Source organism: Marinospirillum insulare DSM 21763 (genome assembly GCF_000686905.1).
Classification (GTDB): domain Bacteria; phylum Pseudomonadota; class Gammaproteobacteria; order Pseudomonadales; family Halomonadaceae; genus Marinospirillum; species Marinospirillum insulare.
On sequence record NZ_JMLW01000005.1, the window covers coordinates 1 to 22,108 of the forward strand.

The following is a 22,108-nucleotide window of genomic DNA, read 5'->3' on the forward strand; positions in this document are numbered from 1 at the left end:
AGTTGTTAACACCCTTTGCTTCTGTTGGTTTAGTACATACTCTAACGGCAGATAATGGTAAAGAGTTTGCTGAGCATCAAGCCATTGCAAAAGCACTGAATTGTGACTTTTACTTTGCAGACCCTTATGCTTCTTGGCAACGTGGATTGAATGAAAATACAAATGGCTTAATACGTCAATACTGCCCCAAAGGTTCATGCTTTAAGCACTTAGATGATGAGCATTTTGAATTCATTATGCATCGTCTAAATAACCGACCTAGGAAAACACTTGGAATGAAAACACCAAATGAAGTATTGTTTGAAGAATTACAGGCTGTTGCACTAGCAAGTTGAATCCAAGTTCTTATAGCTACACAGGCAAGTCATCAAAATACTTTCACAAATCTACATATACCCCAAAAGAATAACAAGATACCCAGATATTCTTTTTAGTTACTCTTACCTCACGGCATACTCACTAGCATTGTTTTCTACAGGAGTAGGATATGCTCGCACTTGCCGAATCACGGCTTACCCATTTACAGCAGCTAGAAGCTGAAAGCATTCACATTATTCGTGAAGTAGCGGCTAGTTTTGCTAACCCAGTGATGATGTATTCCATAGGTAAAGATTCTTCGGTGATGCTGCACTTAGCACGCAAAGCATTTTACCCAGGCACACCGCCCTTCCCTTTATTGCACGTTGATACCACTTGGAAGTTTCAGGAAATGATTAAGTTTCGTGACCAAGCGGCTAAAGATGCGGGCATGGAATTGATAGTGCATGTCAATCAAGAAGGTGTGGATATGGGTATTAACCCAGCCCTTCACGGTTCAGCTTTGCATACCGATTTAATGAAAACCCAAGGTCTAAAACAAGCCTTAGACAAATATGGTTTTGATGCCGCTTTTGGCGGTGCTAGGCGTGATGAAGAAAAGTCGCGTGCTAAAGAAAGAGTCTTTTCGTTTCGGGATAAAAACCACCGTTGGGATCCTAAAAACCAACGCCCAGAACTGTGGAACTTGTACAACACACAAGTAAAAAAAGGCGAAAGCATTCGTGTTTTCCCTCTATCTAATTGGACAGAACTAGATATTTGGCAATACATCTGGCTAGAAAAAATTCCGCTAGTGCCCCTGTATTTTTCTGCGCTACGCCCTGTGGTTAAGCGTGATGGCACTTGGATAATGGTCGATGATAAACGCCTTCCTTTGGCTGAAGGTGAAGAGCCACAACTTAAACAAGTACGTTTTAGAACCCTTGGTTGCTACCCACTCACTGGGGCGATTGAATCCACTGCTGCCACTTTGCCAGAGATTATTCAAGAAATGCTCTTAACCAGCACTTCAGAACGCCAAGGCCGCATGATCGATAAAGACACGCGTGGTTCGATGGAACAGAAAAAAATGGAGGGTTATTTCTAATGACTGCCAGCTATATTCAAGAGCAAGGCGATTTAATTAGCGCCGATATTGAAGGTTATTTATTACAGCAGGAAAACAAACAGCTCTTGCGTTTACTAACCTGCGGCAATGTTGATGATGGTAAATCAACCCTGATTGGTCGTTTGCTGCACGACAGTAAAATGATTTATGAAGACCAGCTAGAGGCCATTCAAAAAGACAGCAAAAACCAAGGGGCTTCTTTTAGCAATGAAGAAGGTGGCGATACCCTTGATTTAGCTTTATTGGTGGATGGTTTACAGGCGGAAAGAGAACAAGGCATTACTATTGACGTTGCCTACCGTTATTTTTCTACCGCCAAACGTAAATTCATTATTGCCGACACGCCGGGCCACGAACAGTACACCCGCAATATGGTGACTGGCGCTTCTAACTCCGATGTTGCCTTAGTGTTGATAGATGCACGTAAAGGTATGCAGGTACAAACCTTTCGCCACAGTTACTTAGTGTCTTTATTAGGGTTGAAACACCTAGTGGTAGTGGTGAATAAAATGGACTTGGTCGATTATAACCAAGAAGTTTTTAACAAAATTCGTGAAGACTATTTAGCTTTTGCACAATCGTTAACCAGCAGCACTCAGCTTAAATTACCAGAACTGCACTTTGTGCCGCTTTCTGCTTTAAAGGGCGACAATGTGGTGAATGCCAGCCCGTCTTTAGCTTGGTATCAGGGTTTGCCTTTAATGGCTTTGTTAGAAAACCTTGATATGCAGCCAGCAACCGTGGAACAACCGCTGCGTTTTCCTGTGCAATATGTGAACCGCCCTAACCGTGATTTTCGTGGTTACTGCGGTACTTTAGCCGCTGGCAAATTAAGTGTTGGCGACCCTGTAAAAGTTTTACCTTCCGACGTAACCAGCCGTGTTAAATCTTTGCTAACTGCTAATAAAAAGTTAACTTCTGAAGATGAACTGCAAACCGCCTACCCGCAAATGGCGATTACTGTCACCTTAGAAGATGAAATCGATATTTCGCGTGGCGATATTTTAGTGGCTGCGGATGATGCTTCAGTTGCTACTGACCGAATTACTGCTGAAATGGTATGGATGGCTGAAACGCCTTCTTTACAAGGCAAAACCTACCTGCTTAAAACCGCTAGTCGCTTAGTCAATGCCCGTATTCTTGCTATTCACTACACCACCCAAGTAAATACCTTGGAGCGCCAACCCGCAGCAGAGCTTAAATTGAATACAATTGCTCGTGTTGAATTGCAGTTAGAAGAGCCGATTTTAGCCGATGACTATTTAAGCAACCCTACTACTGGCAGCTTTATTCTAATTGACCGCCATGAACAAGGCACCCTTGCTGCGGGTATGATTCAAGCCAGTAACCCACAACTGACTTCATCGAAAATAGAACTAACACCCGTTACCGCAAAAGAACGTACTGCACGCCTTGGACAAAAAGCAGCAAAAATAACCCTGCAAGGTGGAAGTAAAACTCAGCGCCAGCAACTAGCCGTTCAGCTAGAACGCTTAGTGTTTAACGCAGGGCGTTTCGCCTTAGTAATAGATGAAGAAGAGCTAGCATGTGGTTTAGCAGCAGAACAATCCCAGCTAGAAGACTGGTTGCTTAGCAAAGGTTTGCTCGTTATTAGCACACAAACAGCGAGTCACCCAAAACAGACAACTAGTGAAACCATCTATGCAGTGATAAAAAGCCCTGAGTTAAGCAAGCAAGCTCAGTACCAGGAAATTGCCTTGCTAGAAAACGCCAAAACTACACTAGCCGAGCAGCTTTTAGCCAAACTAAGGGAGTTAATGCTTATTTAAATTCATTTTCTCCTTGTAGTTACACTACCTAATTCGTTATACTTTCGTCTAGTTAGCAAGTGCAGCATTTGGAGGCAGCCATGATAGATACACAAGAGTTACAAGACCTTTTAGTCAGCAAGCAACACCATGAAAAGCGATTCGCGCTGAACATGACGGCTAGACCAGAAACTTGGCACTATATCTATAACAAACATCCAGAACTGGCTTTTACTCTTGCACAAAACCCTAACCTGCCAGAAGAACTAGCAAATGAATTAGCTAGCCACCCAGATACACGCGTTAGGCTAATGATTGCACGTTATGGTCAACCAGGTTTTAACGCTTTAAAGCAGCTTAGTGAAGATAAAGAAGCAGCAATACGCTTAACCATTGCTAAGCGACAAGATTTAGATGAACAACTGCTTAGCTCACTATTTGAAGACAAAGATACAGGTGTTCAATTAGCAGCCCACCTTTATCAGCAGGTACAAGAACCATTAGCAACAGCTATAGGTTGGTAAGAGAAAAGTCAGTCATTTTTCAAAGAATTGAAGGTCGATTATTGAGTGCGATTATTTGCACTAGGGGTAGCTTCTTAGCTACCCTTTTTTTTGCTTAATTTTTATTAAATCCTCAGCTATTTCTTTATCCACTTATGCACATTAGCTGTGGATAAGTTTGTGAGTAAGCTTGTAGCAGACTGCCCTTACCCCCATTAAAACAAGCCTAGCTACAAATTGGGTAAAAAGGCACCAGTAACCAAGTGGATGCTTTTAGAAAAAAACTGAACGAATGACTAAAAACACCTAAGTGTTTGATTTTTATGGTTTTAAAAAATAAATATAAAGTCAATACTTGACATAACCAAGTAAAAGAAAACCTCAAGATTTATCAAATCTTTGTCTAGCTAGTCAGTTAATAACAAAAATATTCTCTAATTTTTAGCCTGTGGACACTTGACAAAGATAAAACTCCGCAAGACTTCTGGCAAGCCTTCATGCAGCCTGCTATTCTTCCGCCACAACTTCTTAAGCGAGCATAAAAAATGACTAGCAGCTCTAGTGCAACAAACCTTATTCTAGGCAAAGATGCCCCACTTGACAGCACCATTGCTCGATTAGAAAACCAACTTAAAAAGCTAGGCTTTAATGTAGCGCCTAAATCTTGGTTAAACCCTGTTCCCCATGTTTGGTCGGTTCATTTGCAAGACCTAGATTGCCCACAGTTATTTACCAATGGCAAAGGCTCTACTAAAGAAGCTGCTCTTGCTTCAGCTTTAGGTGAGTTTTTTGAACGCCTAAGCACCAACTATTTTTGGGCTGACTTTTGGTTAGGTCCTAAAGTTTCTCTAGGTGAATTTGTTCACTACCCAGAAGAGCGCTGGTTTTCCGCCGCTAGTGAAGAGTTGCACCCAGATTTATTAGATGAACACTGTTTAGCTATTTATCAGCAAGAAGAAACGCTAGAGCCAGCCGGTTTGGTGGATATTAACTCAGGCGCAATTAACCGTGGTATTTGTGCGCTGCCCTTTGTGCGCCAAAGTGACTTAAAGCCTGTATGGTTTCCCGTTAACCTAGTCGGCAACTTATTTGTTTCTAACGGCATGGCGGCAGGTAATAACGCTTATGAAGCCTATACTCAAGCGCTATCTGAAATTTTTGAACGTGCTATAAAAGCCCGTATTTTAACCGAAGGTATGTGCCCACCGTTAATTCCTAACCAAGTTTTAGCACGTTACCCTAAAGTGGTTGCCGCCCTTGAAGCCTTAGAAGCAGCTGGTTTTTATGTGCAAGCCAGAGATGCTTCACTGGGCGGACGCTTCCCAGTCATTAACGTCACCTTGCTAAATCCTAAAGACGGTGGCTGTTTTGCTTCTTTTGGGGCGCATCCGCTGTTTGAAGTGGCGCTAGAACGCACCGTGACTGAACTGCTGCAAGGCCGTGCTTTAGACGAACTCGACGTTTTCCCAGCACCCACCTTAGATTTATACCAAGTCAGTGAGCCGCATAACTTAGAAACCCACTTTACCGATTCCAGCGGTTTGGTTGGCTGGCATTTAATTGGCGACCGTTTTGATTACCCCTTCACTGATTGGAATTTCCCCGGCACGAGCGAAGAGCAGTTCAATGCGCTGCTTGACCAGCTACACGATGAAGGCCGTGAAGTTTACATTATGGATTACCAGCATTTAGGCGTGGATGCTTGCCGTATTCTAGTACCTGGTTTTTCTGAAATTTACCCAGCCGATGATTTATTGTGGGATAACAACAACCAAGGCATAGAACTGCGTGATGCATTATTAGAACTGCCAGAACTTGACCGCCCAGACCTAGATGAAGTGGCCGAACTGATTAATGAATCCGGCTTTAGCCAACAGCACCCAGTGGCTGCCTTAATTGGTTTAGTGCCGGGTGGTTCAACTTTTTGGAAAGAATTACGTGTCGGTGAACTGCGTGCCATGCTGTGCCTAGCCCTAGGCGAACAAGAAGAAGCGCTGGACTTAATTGAAGGTTTACTGCTGTTTGGACACCTGCATGAACACCGCGAAAACCATTACCGTTGCATTAAGTCTTTGTTAGAAATTGCCTTATCTAACCAATCCATTGATTCTTACCGCACCGCGCTTAATCTTTACTTTGGTGAAGAACAAGTGAATGCCGGTGAGCGTTTAATCAATGGTGAAGATACCTTTGAAGGCTTTGCGCCAGCACCAGGGTTAGACGGCCTAGAAGCCCACGAAAAGCTAATTGAAGCCTACTTAAAAGTACAAAAAGCTAAAAAAGACTCTTTATTATGAAATCAACCCATCAAGATTTATTGACTAGCCACTATGCCGATGAACGCCTAGCGATTCGTTTACAAGAAGCGTTGGTTGCCGAAGGATTAAACCCAGAACAACTAACCTTAGATGACATAGCTGCCATCGACCAGCTGCACGTAGGCGGCAGGCGTTCTAGCCGACAACTCGCTGAACAAGCAAGCTTTTTGCCCGCTCAAAAGGTATTAGATTTAGGGTGTGGAACGGGTGGCAGCAGCCGTTTATTAGTCGATGAATATGGCTTACAAGTGGTTGGTGTAGATATTACTCAACCCTTTGTAGACGTAGCTCAGTGGTTAACCCAAGCCACAGGCTTAACCGCCCGTACAAAATTTATTTGTGCCGATGCCCAGTGCTTACCTTTAGAAGATGAAAGCTTTGATGCAGTCTGGAGCCAACACACCCTAATGAACCTGCCCGATTTAGCCAAAGGCTTGGCTGAAGTGAATCGGGTACTTAAACCTAGCGGTCGTTTATTACTGCATGAAGTTTTACAAGGCGATAACCTAGAAGCTTTAGCCTTCCCTGTACCTTGGGCAGATACCGCCAGCACCAGCCATTTAATCAAGCCAGCCGAGTTAGAAAAACAACTCACCACAGCCGGTTTTGTGAAGGTTACTCAGCAGGAAGTTACCGAACAGGCCTTAAACTGGCGTAAAAAACATACCGATAAAGAAGCCCGTGGCCAAACCGGTATTTTAACGCCCCAGTTAATTTTTGGACCACGCTTTTTACAGATGGGCAAAAACCTAATGGCAAATTTAGCTGCTGGCAAAGTACGCTTAATCGAAGGTATTTGGCAAAAGGCTGGTTAATACAAATTAAGTTGCTGAATGATTAATGTTGGTCAAACACAAGCGTTCAGCATCTAACACTTCAGCTAATTGGGTGTCATGGGTAAAAACCAGCAAAGCAAACCCTAGCTGCTGCTGTAATCGAGTCATTAATTTTACCCAATTCAGTTTGGCAATTGGGTCTAGGGCAGAAGTGGGTTCATCTAAAATAAGCAACTTTGGCATTAAACTTAATGCCCTTGCCAAAATAACCCGTTGTAATTCACCGCCGCTGACTTGGTGCGGTAAACGCTGTAAAAACTGATCAGTCGTAGGCAATTGCACCCAAGATAAAAAAGACTTGATTTGTGCTTTATCTACCCCTGTTTTATTTAAAATTAAAGGCTCGGCTAAAATTTGTTCAATATTAAAATAGGCAGCGCAAGCAGTATAAGCCTGCTGAGGTACTAAAGCAGCCTGTGGCCTATTTAACCCTGACAAACACCAATGCAACCGGCCTTTTTGTAACGGAATCCAGCCTGCCAATAATCGAGCCAAGGTAGATTTACCACTACCGCTTGTCCCTTCAACAACTAAGCGTTGCTGCTGGTGAAGTTGCATGGATAATTGATTAAAAAGCAACCGGCTTCCTACCCGACTTTCATCCACTTGATAAGCTAAACCTTCAACTGTTAAAACCTGAGCGCCTTTAGTACTTGATGCATATTTTTTTCCCTGATTCGCTTCTAAAAATGCTTGCCCTATTGCAGTGCTTGGCGCTTTAAAAAAGGCTTCCACTGGCTGACAAGGGCTTAACTGCCCTTCTTCTAGGACTGCAACTTTAGTGGCTAGCTGTTTAACCAAGTGCAAATCATGCGTTACTAATAATAATGCTGAATGCTGCTGTTGTTTTTTTAAGCGGCCAATAACTTGTTGCCTAGTTGCTGCATCTAAAGCCGCTGTTGGCTCATCTAACAAAAGCAAACTTGGCTGATGAACGCTAGCTAGCAAAATTAAAAAGCGTTGAATTTCACCACCACTTAAATGCCTTGGGTAGCGTTGATGCAAATGCTGGGGTAAATGCCCTTCTAATAACAATGCTGTTGCTAGTTGTTTACGATTATGCCAAGTGCCCACTTTAAACCTTGCCATAACTTCCAAAAGCTGGTCGATTATTTTACGCTGCGGGTTCAGTGTATCGGCCTGACCTTGCGGTACCCACGCCATTTCCTGCCCTCGCAAAGCTTGCAAAGCGTCAAGGTTAAGTACCTCTCCTTTCCAGACAAAATCACCAGACCACTGCCCATTAATTAATCCCAGCAAGCCAGTTATTAAACTTGTTTTGCCTGCACCCGACTGCCCAATAATTGCCAGCACTTCACCTTTGTCTAAACTAAAGCTTAAATTATTTAAACGGCAATTGCCTACTAGCGATAGGCTTACTTGGTTTAAAGCCAGCAAAGGTGTTTTATTCATCAGCATAACGATCAACCTTCTGCTGTAAATAGGTTAAAAAAAGTAGTAAACACGACAGCGCAATAACCGGCGGCAGCAGCAACCACCAAAAAGCATCCGTGTGTATTTGGTCTTGTGACTCAAATAACAAACTCCCCCAGTTAGGTAGGCGCGGGTCCATTAAACCTAAAAAAGCTAAACCAGCGGTCATCATTACCCCACGTCGGGCATTTTGAATAACCAAAGCAAACAACAAAGGTTTTAACACAGGCCATAAATGTTGCCTTAATAAATAACTTTTAGACGCAGCATAACTTTTCGCAACCGCTAAATTATCTCGTAACGAGGCTTTAAATAATGCAGTACGCAGAATACGAAAATCATCCATCCAAGCCAGCATAGACACCAGTAAAATACTGCCCCATAAGTCTGGCTCTAAAAAAACAGCTAATAAAATCAGCAACAAGGTACCAGGTAAAATCATTATTAAATCTGCTAGTTTAAGCAGTAGCTTATCAACCCAATTAGGCATAAAAAAATTTACAGAAGCCAATAACAAAGCAAACCCAACCGGTAAAAGCCCTGTCATCAAGGCAATAATGAATGTATTAGGTAAAGCTTGTAAAAGGCGAAGTAATACATCCTGCCCCAACACATTGGTTCCTAACCAATGTGAAGCATTAGGTGCGTGTAATATTAGGGTTGAAAGTTCAGGTTCTGGAATAAAAAGCCAAGTACACAGCCCTAATAAAGCGGCACTTAATAGTGCTAACCCTAGATTAAATGGCATCTAGGCTACCCCCTTAAACTTAATTGATGAACCATTAAATCAATTAAGCTATTCGTTATTAAAATAATAAAACCTATGGTTAGTATTGCGCCCTGAATGACTGGAAAATCTCGGTTGTAAATGGCATCTAATAAAAGCTGACCTATGCCTGGGTAAGAAAACACCACCTCAACAAATAAAGTTGAACCTAACACGCTAGGCAAAACACCCGTCATGCGCGTTAATATTTCAGGCCAAGCATTAGGCCAATAATAATGCTTTATTAACTGCCATTGATTTAACCCCCGTGCTTTGGCAACGGCTATAAAAGGACGCTGACTAAGTTGCTGTGCCAACCCTCGGGCTAAGTAAAAATACCTTAGCGCACCGTGTGCCGCTAAGACTAACAAAGGCAGCCAACCATGCCATAAATAATCAAGCACCCGTTGCCAGCCGCTATAGTCTGCAAACAAGGTTGCACCACCAGATAAAGGAAACCAACCTAGCTGATGGGCAAAAATACTGGACAGCAACAAAGCCAAAGCAAAAGAAGGCAAGCTTGAAAAGACTGCTGCCAGTATCACCAGCCAATAATCTAGGCGCTTGCTAACCTGACTGCCGGCAATTAAACCTGGCAGCACACCTGCAACTAAAGCCAAAGGTATAGACAAAAGCACCAAGGCCAAAGACCAAGGCAAACTAGCAGCTAATAGCTCGCTAACTGGTGCAGCATGATAAATTGAATAGCCCAGATGCCCTTGGGCTAGTTCACCAATATACTGCCAACCTTGCGCCCAAATACTGCCATGCCAACCCAAGGATTCTCGCATTGCTTCCCTTTCTACAAGGCTAACACTGCGCGTTATATCACTTGAATAAAGCACATCTAAAGGATCACCTGGCAACCAGCGCAACAGAATAAAGGTAATGCAAACCAAAACAAAAAAGGCCAGCGCGTTATTCAATACTAATCGCCACCCATAACTTTGCCAAAACTTCAAACCGTTACTCCTTCAAGCCATTAACAGCAGATTTGAAGAAAAGTGTTGTTTTGTTGTAGGGCAAAGGAATGCCTAGTGCAATACCACCTTGGGTAAACTGTATATTGACTTTAGCAGGGTTAAAAGCCACAAAGTTCATAGCGTTCACTAAAGGAAACGAGGGCAGCTGTTGGCTATAAATTTTTTCAGCTTCCAATAATAAAGCAGCACGTTTGTCTGTATCTAAGGTTTGTTGTTGCTCGTCTAATAATGTTAATAACGACTTGTCTGCTAAATAACCATCCCCCCTTTGTTGTTGCCCCGTTAACATTAAACGAAAGCGGTCAGGGTCACCTTCATGACTGGAAGAAAGCAGGGCTAAATCAAACTCGCTTTGTGCTAAACGCTCTGCTAGTTGTAAATCAGGTTCAAGTTTTAAAGTGATTGAAAATCCTGCTTGCTCTAACTGATTAGCAAGGGTTACAGCCAGCAACTCAGCGTTAGGTGTTGCTAATAAACGTAAAGTAAGCGGTTTAGATGCTGCATCTAACCATTGACCTTGCGGTGTTAAACGCCAACCTGAAGCGGTTAATAAACTTTGAGCTGTTGTAGGGTCTTTTAGATAGGCATGAGAAAGTGCATCACTGACAGCTTGTCGATAACCTACCCTTGCAACTTCAGCTACGCCTCGGTAAGCAATATCTACTAACGCTTGACGATCAATTAAATAAGCCAGCCCTTGCCGACGATTTACATCAGCAAATAAATTTTGATGATTAAACAATAAACGAGTGGGGTGATTAGATAATTTTTTAATCACTTTAAAACCAGCGTCTTGATAAAGCTTAACCAAAGGTTGGGGCAATGAAATGGCATCAACTTGCTTGTTTTTCATTGCACTTAAAGCGGCTTGTGGACTCATTCGCACAATACGCACTTCATCATAAGCAGGTACACCTAAGTGATAGTTTGTATGCGCCTTTAAACGGTAATAACCTTTAGCACGGTTATATTCAAACATTTTATAAGCACCCGAACCTGTTGCTGCTGGTTGCTGATTAAACTGTAAAGGGTTAGCAATGCCTTTATAAATATGCTTAGGAATGATAGGAAGGCTGGCAGCAATATTGGTTAGAAATGGCGCATAATCTTGTGCCATACAGACTTCAACCACTTCGCCCTGCGACTGGTGTTTACCTTGCTGCCTAAGCTGTGTTACTGCCTTAATGGGCTTTAAATCAACAAAGCGGTAGTTGTGTTCTTTTAAATAGTTAAAAGAAAAAACCACATCTTCAGCAGTAACAGCTTGCCCATCTTGCCAGTTAGCTTTAGGGTGCAGCTCAAATTCATAACACTGGCTTGGTGCGTTATAACGCCAACTTTTAGCTAACAGCGGCTGTAATTGCCCATTAGCATCTTTCCAAATTAAAGAATCAAATACAAAGCTGGTGTAAACAAAACCAGGGCCTCGTGCTGAATGTAAAAAAGGGGCTAATACGCCCCAATCACCTTGTGTATCGGCAATAGTCAGATTATTTTTTGCAAAGGCAACGCTTGGCAATAATAAGCTGGTAATAAGCAATGCCTGAGTTAAAATCCGATTACGCATTGGCATCTACCCCAATATAAATTAAGCAAGACCAAGGTAAGCTTTTATCAGCAAGTTGTTCATTAAGCTGTTGCAAACTGCCAGTTATCACTTGTTGTTGCTCTGCAAAACCAGCACTAATCACAATCGAAATAGGATAAGTCAGCGGGTAGAGCTGTTTAAGTTGCTTAAATACCTTGGCTAAATCTAATCCCATACAAAACAACACCCACGTTTCTGGCGCTGCTTCTGGGCGTATCGTTTCCAGCAAGCTTAAATTGCTTAATTGCAAACGCTTGCCTTGGGCTAATAACGGCTGTGCTAACAAAGCATTGGCAGCATTAAAGCTGGAAATACCCGCGACCACTTCAGGGTTTAAGTCTTTAAATGCTTTTAAATAACCTGCTTGTGGGCCAAAAATGCAGGGGTCGCCCATCTCTAAAACAACAATGCTTTTGCCTTCTGCCCAGAAGTCACGTACTTGTTTAGCCAGCTGCGCTTCCTGCTGTGCTAAATTATCTAGCTGCTCTTCATTTAGCCCACGCTTGGCTAAATCCGAAAACAGCCCATGCCCTGCATCTAACAGCAGTTTATCGTGTAAAACATCGGCAAACACTTGGCTTACCTGCGGCATGGCAATCACAACATCAGCTGCTTTTAATAAACGGTAGGCCTTTAAGGTAATGTTTTCAGCATCGCCAATGCCCGCGCTAACCAATAACAAACGCCCTTGGGCGCTTGTATTTATTTGTGAAGAATTTTTAGAAAGTTCAGAAGCATTAGAATTCATAGGTAGCCGCCACTCGAATATCACGACCGGGTTCTGCAACAATGCCAGTAGAGCTGCTATATAAACTGGCGTGGTCTGCATAGTTTTTATCAAACAGGTTATGCACAGCTAAGTTTAAAGTTAAGCCTTCTAACTGCTGCAACTTATATTCTGCTTGTAGGCTGTGGGTTACATAACCCGCACGTTCAGGTTGGTTAGCTGGCACATCTTTTAAGCGTGCAACGGCATTTAGCGTATAACCTAACTGTAAGGCTTGTGTGGTTTGCCAACGGGTATCCCAAACAAACTGATCGCCCGTTGCCGCCGCCACACGGCGCACTGCACCTAAGTCTTTACCATTTTGCTCAATGTCTTTGCTGTTAAAAGAGAATTGGCTGCTAATATCATTATTTGCCCAGCCCAAGCTTAAACGCCAACCTGTAATTTCAATGGCTTCTCTATTGTTAATGGACGTTCCCGGTGACATACCACCACCAGGTATTTCAATTAAACCATCAAGCTCTGTTTCAAAGTAAGCTAGTCCAAAACTTAACTGATCATCTGCTGCAAAAACACCTTTGCTTAGGTAGTTAACCCCAACTTCTTGCTTCTCAGATTTTTCAGATTCTAAAGAGCGCTGACCATTATTTTGCAAGGTTGCTTCACTCATCCGGCTTAACCAACCCACAGGAACAATACCAGTTGCGCGTACTGCTTCTTCGTAACTAGCAAAAACACTTAACTCTGGCGTAATGGCGTAGTTAACCCCAAAATTAGGTGAAATATCACTATCATCGAGTTCAAGGTGACGATAATCTGCTGAATAATCATCAAAACGCGCACCTAGATTAAAGGTGAAATCTTGCCAGCTCAGTTCATTTTGTAAATAAGCACCTAAATTTTTGCTATTCACTTTGAAGTCACTGGTTTTACCATCTTCAGACAAGTAATCAAGCCCTAGGGTAGTTTTAAACCACCAGTTAGCTTGTTCAAATAACACGCTATTACTTAGTGCAAAACCTTGTTCTTCAGTAGAAATGGGCGTAGCAGTACTGCCTGGGTAACTCACTTCGTTTTCACTTAAATACACATTAGCTCGCCAATCTAACCAAGGGCTAGTGGGCTGATAACGGTGATCTAACGAATAGCTTTTTCGGTCAACTTTTTGGCTAACAGGTACTGAAGGGCCGCTGGTTGGCAGTGGGTCAGGCAAAATACCCGCATCACTACCGTTACTGCCTCGCGCATAAATACCAGAAGATTCATGGTTATTTAGGCTTAAACGCACTTGATGATCGCCTACGTCTAACAAACTTACTTTTATAAAGTAATCACGGTCATCACTGGCTGATCTAAGCACTTCATCACCGCCACCTGTGCGGTAATCATCACGGTCAGCCGCTGCTGCATGCACTAATAAACCCAGCTTATCGCCCACCTTGCCATACACACTGACACCGCCTTGCTTAGAACTGTCTGCCGATGCGTAACCCGCTCTAACCCTTGCGCCAGCAGCTCTGCCTTCGTTTAGTAAGTCTTGGGCATCCACCGTTTCAAACTTAATAGAACCACCCAAAGCACCCGGGCCTTGTTGCCCACCGCTGGTTTTAGCTTCAACACGTTTTAATAACGCAGGGTCGATACCCGTTAAACCGCCACGGTGCTGAAATAAACTCCGGCCTTGCCTTGCGCCATCAATGGTAATGTTTAGGTTCGTGCCTTCGACACCATTTAAGTAAATACGCTGCGCGTTTACACCCCCACCGCCAATGTTTACTGAAGGGTCGGTATTAAAAATATCACGCATACTAGACGCTTGCTGCCGCTGCAGCGTGGCTGAATTAATAACTTTATCTTGAATTTGCCTTGCGGTTACTTCCACTGTTGGCAACTTATTAGTTTTTTCATCAGCATACGTTTGTGAGACCAACCCCAAAGCTAATGCCATGCTGGTGAAAGCAAAACCTGAACAAGTCCGAACTTTTAGTTTCATATTTACACTCTTAACTAATGAGAATTGTTTTCATTAGCTAATAGTAATGAGTAGCAGCTATAATAAACAGACACAAAAATGGAACAATCAGTTGAAGAAAACAAAACACTTATGAGCAATTACACTACGCTACAGACGCTGGTTTTTTTACGCGATGAAAAAAGCCTAACCTCAACTGCTAAATTAATGAAGGTAGCCAAGTCAACATTGAGTCGCCGTTTAGCCGTTTTAGAAGAGCAGTTAGGCTACCGATTAACGCAACAAATAGGAGGCAGGTTACTTTTAACGCCTGCAGGTGAATGTTATGCAGATTATGCGGTGAACATTTTACAAACAATGGAAGAAGCAAAGCAGGCATTAGGTTTGTTAAGCCAAGAAGTGAAGGGTGAAATTAGCATTCAGCTTTGTCCAGAGCTAGCTATGAATTGGACTATAGAAGCACTGAACCTGTTTTTAGAAAAAAATACCAAAGTAAAATTAAAAATTAATACGTTTTCTGCCGAGCATTTTTTAGCAGATAATAACCCGCAAGATGATTTATACATTAGTTGTAAACCCTTAAATTTAGACCAATACAAGGTTCAACCTTTAGGTCAGTGGCGGGTAGCTGTTTACCAAGCTGCTACTTGGCAAGAAGGGGTTCATTTAGAAGCCCTTAATGACTTAAAAGCACTCAACTGGATAATGCCAACCACCAAGCAATCCATTCATTTAACGCACATTACAACAAGAGAAAAATACCAATTAAAACTAGAGCCAAGGTTACAGCTAGACTCTTTTTCCATGCAGGCTAAGGCCATTGCCGATGGTTATGGGGTTGGTGTTTTGCCTAAATGGCTGGCTGAGTGTCCTAAAAATGGTTCTGTTGGGCACTTTAAAGAAGTAAAAATGCCATGGAAAATAGAACCTATAACGCTGATACTTTATTACAAAAACTACACTTCACCGGCTATTAAGGCACTTATTGAACATTTAAGCACTTGCCTACCTAGAAAATGGGGGTTTAACCGCTGAAAATCCTTATATTTAAAACCTACCCGAACCTTTCGCGTGAAACTCACCCTGGTTATTCCTGCGCCAGCCTAGCATTTGTAGGGCTGGTTGCAGTTTAGCTTGCTCTTCTAACTTAGCTTGAGCAGTAAAATTCCAGCGGCGGGTTTTGGCATTGGCTTGGCCTTCAAGGTTTATTTGATGCTCACTTGTTTGCTCAGCGGCTAACAACCAATCTAAGGTTTGAGTGTCTGGGCAAGTAGGCTGTAGAAAAACCCGCCCTAAATCTAGTGGCATGGGTTGTAAAACAGTTAAATCACCTTGCCAGCTTCCTGTTAAGCTTTGGCAGCTAAGCGTTTGCCCTTGCAGTTTTGCTTGTAAATTAAGCTCACCCGCTAATTCACCTTTTAAAGCCCAAGGAAAACCATTACTTTTTAATAAAGCTAAATCACCGGCTTTTAAATTGGCGGTTAAACTGCCCCAAGGTAATAAACTGGCTTGTAACTGCCAAGATTGGTCTTTGCCTACTTGTAGGTTAATTACTGGGTTAGCTAGAAATAAATGCCAAATAGAAAGATTCCAGCTAACGTCTTCTAGGCTAATAAAGGGCAGCTCTAATCGCTGGGCGCGGCCTTTAGATAAAGAACCTTGAACATTTTGCCAAGCTAGCTGTTTAATCAGTCCCTTATTCTGAGCTTGAAACAACAGCCATTCTGCGGGCGCTTGAGCAATAAAGGTCACTAAGAATATCCAGCTAAACAGCAGCAAAAATAATAAGCCGAATAATAAAGTACGTAGTTTTTTTATCAAAGAAGTAGCATTCATAGTGGACGCAGCTCTACTTCTAGCTGAATAGGCGCACCTTGTAGATTTAAAGTTTGCCAATACCAGCCTTTTTTTGCTGCCGCATTAAGAAAACGCTCCACCATTGCTGGGTTAGCTGCCTCTGCAGATATTTTTCTTAAATCTCCTTCTTCAACCAGCTTAACTTGGCGCAAACCAACACTTTCCGCCAAGCCTAACCACTGGCGTTCATCTAAAAAAACCACTGACACTAAACGAGTAGATAAAGCTTCTAATCGCTGTAAATCTTGTGCTTGCTGCTGTTGATTTATTGCACTGCTTTCACGCCACGCTTGTACTGGTTGCCACACTAATAAATATAAAAGCATCAGCACTACCAAAGGTGCAGCAATTTTTAACAGTCGTTGTTCGCTGGCTTCTAAATCTGACCAACGCTGACCTAGCCAAGAGTTATTTAAACTAGCCATCATAGCGAAACTTCCCAAGTTGCTTGCTCAGCACTAAATTGCCAACGCCCAGTTAAACTTTTTAAAGCAGTTTGCTCGGTAGGTTTTACGCCTTGTAATTTAGCGATTAATCCCTGTTCATTTAACACTAAAGCAGCCACTTGAATGTGTTGTTTGCTTTGTAGCTGATTTAAAAGTTGTTGCCAAGCATCCATTCGCTGCTGCTGATAATTTAAATGGTTAGTGTAATTATCTAAGCGCCTGTCTAAACGCTGCAACGCTTGCCCAACATCCACTGGGTTTGCTTCACTTACTGGCTTAGCTAACCAAATAAACATTTGCTGACTCATTAAAACCACCACTAATAATAACCAAGGCGAAGCCTGAAACCATTGCTTAGGAGTTAGCTGCAAGCTTTTAGTTAGAAGATTTTTAATGGGTAGTTTGTTAAGCCAAGCCATTAAAAAAGATTCAGACCATAAATTCAGCTTGGCAGGAATACCCGTCGCTAACCAAGGCACTAATGCTTGTTGCGGTAAATCTGCAATGTTAACTTGCTGAGTATCGGCAGCTAATAAAGGCGCTGCTTCTGACACGTTATTAGAGGAATTAATCCAAGCCAAGGGCAAGGTTAAAAGGGTTTGTTCTTGGCTATTCCATAACCTAGCTTGCTGCTTATCAATCAATAACAATGGCTCAGGTTCTTGCCATAACTCAGCTAAACACAAGGCTTCTGGAACCCAACGTGCCACGCTAATGTTTTTATCGGCTAAACGCGCCTGCCATTGTTTAGCTAACAGCTTATCTAAACTAGCTACTTTAAGTTCACGGCCTTTTTTTTCTAAAATTAGCACGTCTACATCTTCAAGCGGCTGGCTTAACTGGTCTTCTAATAACAAAGCCGCTTCGTTAGTTTTTACACCCGGTGGTAAAGCTAATTTATCTAAACGAATGGCTGCAGCGTCTAACAAGACTAAAGCAGGTGTGGTTTTACTAAAACTAGCCGCTTGCTCAGCAGTTAAACTAGAAGCTGCTGCGCCCTCAGGTAGCCACCAGTATTCATCTTGAGACGAATTAACCGCTAAACGTATAACTAATAAGGGCTGCTTAACTTTCATTGATTAATTTCCTTCCTGCTCAACCAGAAAACCGGCTTGAACACGCCCATCAACTGGCCCTAGGCGGCGTGCATAAATTTGGGTTTTAGCATCGGGGGCTAGGTAAATATCAGCTTCAAATTCTAGCGTTACATCATTTAACAACATACTAATGGTTACCCGATAAAAATCACTCACAAACATTAAACTACCGCCTACTCGCTGTTTCCAACTTTCATCTTGTGGCAGGTTGGTTTCACCTAAATCTTCCCAAAAATCGTCAAGGTTTTTATAACCAACAGTAGGGCGAGTGTTCCACCAGTTTTGTAGGCTAGCTAGTTGTACCTGACCTTCAAACAAAGCCCATAACAAAGGTAAATCTTGTTCTGCTAAGGTATTAATATTTAGTCTTAAACGGGTATCGGGTAGTACACATAAATTTTCGGGTAACTGCCTAAAGCGTTGGCGATTTTCTGAGCTGAGCCAATTCACTTCCGACACATCAGCAAAGGGCTGGTTAGCTACAATTCTAGGTGGGTCGGCTAATAAGTATTGACCCGTTTCAGCACCATCAGGTAAGGCTTCATTGTCTTTGTCTATCCAGTCTCTGGCTAAATCTAAAAATTGGTTTAAATCTAAATCGGCAGTCCAGCTTTGGCTTTTTTGGACAGTGGGGTTTTCTTGTGCGGCATTAATGTACAAACGCCAAGGCAATAATTCTCTCACTTGAATACTGGCTTCTTGGCTAGTAATGCTGGTTAAATGATTCAAGTTATAACAGGTGCGTAAGTCTTTAACCTGAATCGTTAGCATACCTTCATCCACCGGATAACTAACTACTTCACCACGAATTGTTGCCCACCAACGCGGCTGTTCACGAATACGTCCATCGGTTAAAACCTGCCTTGCTAGGGTTTCTGCGCCCAGCAAATAACCCCAGCCTTGCTGCTGTAAATAACGTGCTTCAATGCGTTCTAAATCTTGACGACTAGCAGCCTGCATTTGCGTTAAAGCCACGGTGACTACCACTAAAATTAACAGCACCATTATCAGCGCCACGCCTTTTTGATTTCGAGGCGAAACTACTGGCTTAGAAGTGAGTTTAGTCATTATTTCCTTCTCTAGCAGGTCGACTTCTTAACCTTCTTAAACCTCTGCGATTACTGGCTTCACCCTGCTCGTTGGCTTGATTACCCTCACCCTCAACTTGCCTGCTGGGTGGAAATATAAACATTAATTCTGGTAATAAAACCCAGCGTTGGTAATCTTCACCCTGCCAAGTAAGGCTTAAACGTAACCCCTTAGGAAAGGAGCCTGCTAAGGTGTTTTGCCAAGTCTCGTCTCGATAAAAAGCCCAATCTAAAGCAGTGACTTCTTCTAGCTGGTCAACCTCTGTCCATTCTTGTTCGTCGGCTGCATCTAACAAGCCAGAAGAAGCGAGCGATAAAATTTTGTCTTCTTTGTCCCAATTTAAACGCCATAAACGTAAGCGTGAACTATAATCTTGCAGCGGTAACACCCATTGGCCAGCCGCTACCCAATACAATTCTTGGTTATTATTTAGCAAGGTTAACGGGCTAGGGTTAATGGGCTGCCCCCTTTCATGGGCTTGCCTTACCACAAGTTGGCTTAGTTGTCGGTCGGTGCGGGTTAAAAAATCGACCAACCTTTCTGGGCCTTTAGCTCTTACTTCGCTTAACTGTTCTCGCGCATCTAAAACTTGACTAACCAACAGGGTTAAAGCTGCCGATAAGGCCGCCATAATCGCCAAAGCGACCAACACTTCTAACAGCGTAAAGCCCTGCTGCTTGCTGGTAAATTGCCTAGCTAACTGGCATTTCATTTATTACCCACAAAACCCGATACTTGGGTTAATAAATTTTCACGTTTTGCTTCGGCATAAACTTCAATGTCTACACGGCGCATGGTGGGTAAAGGTGTGGCTTGAATGGCCACTCGCCAAAAACATTGCATTGCACCAGCAGCGGCTTCGCCTTCACGCTGCCCTACTTCTGGCCATTCTGTCGCTAGCATCCATTCCACTAACAAATTATCGGCACATAATTGCGCTAAAGCTCTTTCTTCACTGGCTTGGCGAACATCTGCTGCACGGCTCACCACCTGCACAGCTATCGCCGCCATCATGGCTAAAATAAACAAAGCCACTAACACTTCCACCAGGGTTAAGCCTTGCTGATTTTTAGTGACTAACTTATTCATCGGCCAAGTCCAACAGTTCAAACTTGCCAGCTTTCACTCGAATAGTGCGTTTAGCTTCACCTAGTTGCAGAGTTAAACTTAAAGCGGTGACTTCCCCTGCAGGAAAAAACACTAAAGCAGGTGCTGGGTCATCAATTTGTTGTTCTGGTAAACCCTTTAGATCTAAGTTTTCTGACCATTGGCGCTGGGGTAAACCTCGGCTGGAATAGGCTTGCCATAAACCCAGCTCATCACGCAGTACAAAACGATAACCGGTTTGGGTTAGCTGCCAGCCTACCAAACGATGCCGATTTAAAGCTAAATCTCGTGCATAAGAAAAATCTTCTAACAGCTGTCTGGCTTGCTGGTCAACTAAATCTTGGTCACTGCGCTGCATAGTCACCACCGCTATCGAAGTGGTAATGCCAATAATAAACAGCACCACCATCACCTCTAACAGGGTGAAACCCTTAGACCTAGACAAAGGGGGGTTATAAATCCCAGTTACCGATATCAGCATCTAAGCCATCACCACCTAGTCGGCCATCGGCACCAAAAGAGAAAATATCAATTCGGCCTTTTTCACCCGGCGAACGGTATTGGTAAGCATTGCCCCAAGGGTCGGTTGGTAAACGGCGAATATAACCATCAGCTCGGTAGTTTTTTGGCTCAGGTGCCACGCTGGGCTTTTTAACCAAAGCATCTAAACCTTGGCTAGTTGTCGGGTAGGTGAAGTTATCTAGGCGATACATTTCTAATGCTTGCTCTAGACTAGATAAGTCTGCCTTGGCTTTTTGCACCATCGCCTTGTCTTGGTTATCTAGTACATTGGGCGCAACAATAGCCACCAACAAACCAATAATCACCAAAACCACCATGACCTCAAGCAAGGTAAAACCTGTTTGAACTTTTTTCTTATCAGCTAGCTTTGTATCTCTAAGCATTTCAATTTCCTTTACTTTAATCATTAAATTTTTAATACATCATTTAACTGCATTATGGGCAATAAAATAGCCAGAACAATGGTTAACACCACACCACCCATAAACAAAATCATTAGTGGCTCAAATAGCGTTAAGGTCACATCAACTTTTTGCTGAAACTCATTGTCTTGTAAATCGGCAACCCTAACCAGCATTTGGTCTAGCTCACCACTGGCTTCTCCACTGGCCACCATGTAAGTCATCATGGGTGGAAAGTGACCGCTTTGTTCTAGGGCACGGTTTAAACTTACCCCTTCTCGCACTTGGTCAATCAGGCCATCCACCACCTGCTGCAAAAAAACATTATTTAAGGTGTTTCTAGCCACTTGCAAAGCATCTAACAAAGGAATGCCGCTGGCGGTTAAAATGGCGACTGTTCTTGCTAAACGTGCAGTATTTAAAGCTTTAACCAAGCGCCCCAACATAGGTAGCTTTAACTGCCTAGCATGCCATTTTAGTTTTATGCTTGGTTTACTTAATAAAAAGCGCACCGCTAAAACCAACAGTAAAAAAACTCCACCTGCCACTAAGCCCCAATCTCGAATCGCATCACTTAACCAGATGAGCCCACGGGTTATGGCTGGTAAGGTTTGTCCGGCATGGTCAAACTGGCTAACAATACGTGGTACCACAAAGCTCATTAAAGCTATCACAATACCTAAAGACACCAAGGTTAAAACCACTGGGTAAGCCATAGCCATACGGGCTTTTTGGCGTTGTTTTTGGCTAGTTTCTAAGTAGTCTGCTAGGCGCATTAATACTTGGTCTAAGCGCCCCGCTTTTTCACCCGCTGCCACCAAAGCACAATAAAGGTTTTCAAAGGTTTTGGGCCAGTGCTTTAGGGTGCTAGCTAGGTTATGCCCTTCCCTAACTTTACTACGCACACCCTGAATTAAACTGCGCTGTTTTTCGGTTTCGGCTTGTCTGGCCAGGGTTTCTAAAGCCGTTTCTAAAGGCAAACCAGCCGCAACTAAAGTAGCTAACTGACGGGTAAATAAGGTTTTTTGGTCATGGGTTAATAAGCCTGTAAGGTTCTTTTTACGCTGGCTTTTTTTGGCTTGTCCCCCACTGGTAGCTTGGTTACCTTTACCCTCGCCAGTGGTTTGTACTTTACGAGGAAACAGCGCCTCTTCACGTAATAGTTGCCGAGCATGGCGTTCTGAATCGGCTTCCAGTACGCCTTTAATCAGCTTGCCTTGCTTGTCTAATGCCTGATATTTAAAAGTTGCCATTAATTCAAAACCTC

At 42.9% G+C, this 22,108-nt stretch carries 22 protein-coding genes; 7 read left to right on the plus strand and 15 right to left on the minus strand.

Annotated elements, in window-relative coordinates; all coding sequences use genetic code 11:
- The 6 genes from BP27_RS0102395 to BP27_RS0102420 all read left to right on the plus strand — a co-directional run.
- Positions 1-335, plus strand: a 335-nt coding sequence (locus BP27_RS0102395) for an IS30 family transposase (RefSeq protein ID WP_036239176.1), incomplete at its 5' end; no start/stop codon positions are given.
- A gap of 152 nt (positions 336-487) precedes the next feature.
- A complete protein-coding gene (cysD, locus tag BP27_RS0102400; RefSeq protein ID WP_027850187.1) occupies positions 488-1,405 on the plus strand; it encodes a sulfate adenylyltransferase subunit CysD in 918 nt (305 codons plus the stop codon).
- Entirely contained in the window at positions 1,405-3,216 is a 1,812-nt protein-coding gene (cysN, locus tag BP27_RS0102405) for a sulfate adenylyltransferase subunit CysN (protein ID WP_027850188.1), read from the plus strand. Before cysD ends, cysN begins: the two co-directional genes overlap by 1 nt.
- Positions 3,217-3,296: 80 nt before the next feature.
- Entirely contained in the window at positions 3,297-3,719 is a 423-nt protein-coding gene (locus BP27_RS0102410; protein WP_027850189.1) for a hypothetical protein, read from the plus strand.
- A gap of 524 nt (positions 3,720-4,243) precedes the next feature.
- Entirely contained in the window at positions 4,244-5,995 is a 1,752-nt protein-coding gene (gene ycaO, locus BP27_RS0102415) for a 30S ribosomal protein S12 methylthiotransferase accessory factor YcaO (protein ID WP_027850190.1), read from the plus strand.
- The gene (locus tag BP27_RS0102420; protein ID WP_036239179.1) at positions 5,992-6,831 is read left to right on the plus strand and encodes a class I SAM-dependent methyltransferase; all 840 of its coding nucleotides are present in this window, start codon (positions 5,992-5,994) and stop codon (positions 6,829-6,831) included. The genes ycaO and BP27_RS0102420 overlap by 4 nt, the downstream gene beginning before the upstream one ends.
- A gap of 6 nt (positions 6,832-6,837) precedes the next feature.
- On the opposite strand, the gene BP27_RS0102425 is transcribed toward BP27_RS0102420, so the two are convergent.
- Genes BP27_RS0102425 through BP27_RS0102450 form a run of 6 tightly spaced genes read right to left on the minus strand, consistent with a single transcriptional unit; the run spans position 6,838 to position 14,343 of the window.
- Positions 6,838-8,271: an ABC transporter ATP-binding protein gene (locus BP27_RS0102425; RefSeq protein WP_027850192.1), complete on the minus strand. Its 1,434-nt coding sequence runs from the start codon at positions 8,269-8,271 to the stop codon at positions 6,838-6,840.
- Positions 8,258-9,034 (minus strand): ABC transporter permease subunit, encoded by a 777-nt coding sequence (locus BP27_RS14930; RefSeq protein WP_051610166.1) that lies wholly within the window; start codon positions 9,032-9,034, stop codon positions 8,258-8,260. The genes BP27_RS0102425 and BP27_RS14930 overlap by 14 nt, the downstream gene beginning before the upstream one ends.
- Positions 9,035-9,039: 5 nt before the next feature.
- Entirely contained in the window at positions 9,040-10,014 is a 975-nt protein-coding gene (locus BP27_RS0102435; RefSeq protein WP_051610168.1) for an ABC transporter permease, read from the minus strand.
- Positions 10,015-10,018: 4 nt separating this feature from the next.
- Positions 10,019-11,602 carry an ABC transporter substrate-binding protein gene (locus tag BP27_RS0102440; protein ID WP_027850194.1) on the minus strand — a complete coding sequence of 528 codons (1,584 nt, stop codon included), beginning with the start codon at positions 11,600-11,602 and terminating at the stop codon, positions 10,019-10,021.
- Positions 11,595-12,371, minus strand: a complete 777-nt coding sequence (locus tag BP27_RS0102445; protein WP_051610170.1) for an SAM-dependent methyltransferase — start codon at positions 12,369-12,371, stop codon at positions 11,595-11,597. Before BP27_RS0102445 ends, BP27_RS0102440 begins: the two co-directional genes overlap by 8 nt.
- Positions 12,361-14,343 (minus strand): TonB-dependent receptor domain-containing protein, encoded by a 1,983-nt coding sequence (locus BP27_RS0102450; RefSeq protein WP_027850196.1) that lies wholly within the window; start codon positions 14,341-14,343, stop codon positions 12,361-12,363. The genes BP27_RS0102445 and BP27_RS0102450 overlap by 11 nt, the downstream gene beginning before the upstream one ends.
- A 78-nt stretch (positions 14,344-14,421) precedes the next feature.
- On the opposite strand from BP27_RS0102450, the gene BP27_RS0102455 reads away from it, so the two are divergent.
- Positions 14,422-15,357: a LysR family transcriptional regulator gene (locus BP27_RS0102455; protein ID WP_027850197.1), complete on the plus strand. Its 936-nt coding sequence runs from the start codon at positions 14,422-14,424 to the stop codon at positions 15,355-15,357.
- 12 nt (positions 15,358-15,369) lie between these two features.
- On the opposite strand, the gene gspN is transcribed toward BP27_RS0102455, so the two are convergent.
- From gspN to gspF, 9 genes are read right to left on the minus strand one after another with little or no spacing between them, the layout of a single operon-like run.
- Complete coding sequence (gene gspN / locus BP27_RS0102460; RefSeq protein WP_027850198.1) at positions 15,370-16,158, minus strand: type II secretion system protein N; 789 nt, start codon at positions 16,156-16,158, stop codon at positions 15,370-15,372.
- On the minus strand, positions 16,155-16,607 hold the full coding sequence (gspM, locus tag BP27_RS0102465; RefSeq protein WP_027850199.1) for a type II secretion system protein GspM: 453 nt from the start codon (positions 16,605-16,607) through the stop codon (positions 16,155-16,157). The genes gspN and gspM overlap by 4 nt, the downstream gene beginning before the upstream one ends.
- Complete coding sequence (locus BP27_RS0102470) at positions 16,604-17,701, minus strand: type II secretion system protein GspL (protein ID WP_027850200.1); 1,098 nt, start codon at positions 17,699-17,701, stop codon at positions 16,604-16,606. The genes gspM and BP27_RS0102470 overlap by 4 nt, the downstream gene beginning before the upstream one ends.
- A 3-nt stretch (positions 17,702-17,704) precedes the next feature.
- Positions 17,705-18,790, minus strand: a complete 1,086-nt coding sequence (gene gspK / locus BP27_RS0102475; protein ID WP_027850201.1) for a type II secretion system minor pseudopilin GspK — start codon at positions 18,788-18,790, stop codon at positions 17,705-17,707.
- Positions 18,783-19,523, minus strand: a complete 741-nt coding sequence (locus BP27_RS0102480) for a prepilin-type N-terminal cleavage/methylation domain-containing protein (RefSeq protein ID WP_027850202.1) — start codon at positions 19,521-19,523, stop codon at positions 18,783-18,785. The genes gspK and BP27_RS0102480 overlap by 8 nt, the downstream gene beginning before the upstream one ends.
- Positions 19,520-19,900 (minus strand): type II secretion system minor pseudopilin GspI, encoded by a 381-nt coding sequence (gene gspI, locus BP27_RS14935; protein WP_051610172.1) that lies wholly within the window; start codon positions 19,898-19,900, stop codon positions 19,520-19,522. The genes BP27_RS0102480 and gspI overlap by 4 nt, the downstream gene beginning before the upstream one ends.
- Complete coding sequence (gene gspH / locus BP27_RS0102490) at positions 19,893-20,399, minus strand: type II secretion system minor pseudopilin GspH (RefSeq protein WP_027850203.1); 507 nt, start codon at positions 20,397-20,399, stop codon at positions 19,893-19,895. Before gspH ends, gspI begins: the two co-directional genes overlap by 8 nt.
- Positions 20,371-20,823, minus strand: coding sequence for a type II secretion system major pseudopilin GspG (gene gspG, locus BP27_RS0102495; protein WP_027850204.1), 453 nt, complete (start codon positions 20,821-20,823; stop codon positions 20,371-20,373). The genes gspH and gspG overlap by 29 nt, the downstream gene beginning before the upstream one ends.
- 23 nt (positions 20,824-20,846) lie before the next feature.
- The gene (gene gspF, locus BP27_RS0102500) at positions 20,847-22,094 is read right to left on the minus strand and encodes a type II secretion system inner membrane protein GspF (RefSeq protein WP_027850205.1); all 1,248 of its coding nucleotides are present in this window, start codon (positions 22,092-22,094) and stop codon (positions 20,847-20,849) included.
- Positions 22,095-22,108 lie beyond the last annotated feature (14 nt).

Excerpts from the sequence above, each read along its gene's own strand:
- cysD (WP_027850187.1), top strand. The coding sequence starts at position 488 with ATGCTCGCACTTGCCGAATCACGGCTTACCCATTTACAGCAGCTAGAA.
- cysN (WP_027850188.1), top strand. The coding sequence starts at position 1,405 with ATGACTGCCAGCTATATTCAAGAGCAAGGCGATTTAATTAGCGCCGAT.
- BP27_RS0102410 (WP_027850189.1), top strand. The coding sequence starts at position 3,297 with ATGATAGATACACAAGAGTTACAAGACCTTTTAGTCAGCAAGCAACAC.
- ycaO (WP_027850190.1), top strand. The coding sequence starts at position 4,244 with ATGACTAGCAGCTCTAGTGCAACAAACCTTATTCTAGGCAAAGATGCC.
- BP27_RS0102420 (WP_036239179.1), top strand. The coding sequence starts at position 5,992 with ATGAAATCAACCCATCAAGATTTATTGACTAGCCACTATGCCGATGAA.
- BP27_RS0102425 (WP_027850192.1), bottom strand. The coding sequence starts at position 8,271 with ATGCTGATGAATAAAACACCTTTGCTGGCTTTAAACCAAGTAAGCCTA.
- BP27_RS14930 (WP_051610166.1), bottom strand. The coding sequence starts at position 9,034 with ATGCCATTTAATCTAGGGTTAGCACTATTAAGTGCCGCTTTATTAGGG.
- BP27_RS0102440 (WP_027850194.1), bottom strand. The coding sequence starts at position 11,602 with ATGCGTAATCGGATTTTAACTCAGGCATTGCTTATTACCAGCTTATTA.
- BP27_RS0102445 (WP_051610170.1), bottom strand. The coding sequence starts at position 12,371 with ATGAATTCTAATGCTTCTGAACTTTCTAAAAATTCTTCACAAATAAAT.
- BP27_RS0102450 (WP_027850196.1), bottom strand. The coding sequence starts at position 14,343 with ATGAAACTAAAAGTTCGGACTTGTTCAGGTTTTGCTTTCACCAGCATG.
- BP27_RS0102455 (WP_027850197.1), top strand. The coding sequence starts at position 14,422 with ATGGAACAATCAGTTGAAGAAAACAAAACACTTATGAGCAATTACACT.
- gspN (WP_027850198.1), bottom strand. The coding sequence starts at position 16,158 with ATGAATGCTACTTCTTTGATAAAAAAACTACGTACTTTATTATTCGGC.
- gspM (WP_027850199.1), bottom strand. The coding sequence starts at position 16,607 with ATGATGGCTAGTTTAAATAACTCTTGGCTAGGTCAGCGTTGGTCAGAT.
- BP27_RS0102470 (WP_027850200.1), bottom strand. The coding sequence starts at position 17,701 with ATGAAAGTTAAGCAGCCCTTATTAGTTATACGTTTAGCGGTTAATTCG.
- gspK (WP_027850201.1), bottom strand. The coding sequence starts at position 18,790 with ATGACTAAACTCACTTCTAAGCCAGTAGTTTCGCCTCGAAATCAAAAA.
- BP27_RS0102480 (WP_027850202.1), bottom strand. The coding sequence starts at position 19,523 with ATGAAATGCCAGTTAGCTAGGCAATTTACCAGCAAGCAGCAGGGCTTT.
- gspI (WP_051610172.1), bottom strand. The coding sequence starts at position 19,900 with ATGAATAAGTTAGTCACTAAAAATCAGCAAGGCTTAACCCTGGTGGAA.
- gspH (WP_027850203.1), bottom strand. The coding sequence starts at position 20,399 with ATGCTGATATCGGTAACTGGGATTTATAACCCCCCTTTGTCTAGGTCT.
- gspG (WP_027850204.1), bottom strand. The coding sequence starts at position 20,823 with ATGCTTAGAGATACAAAGCTAGCTGATAAGAAAAAAGTTCAAACAGGT.
- gspF (WP_027850205.1), bottom strand. The coding sequence starts at position 22,094 with ATGGCAACTTTTAAATATCAGGCATTAGACAAGCAAGGCAAGCTGATT.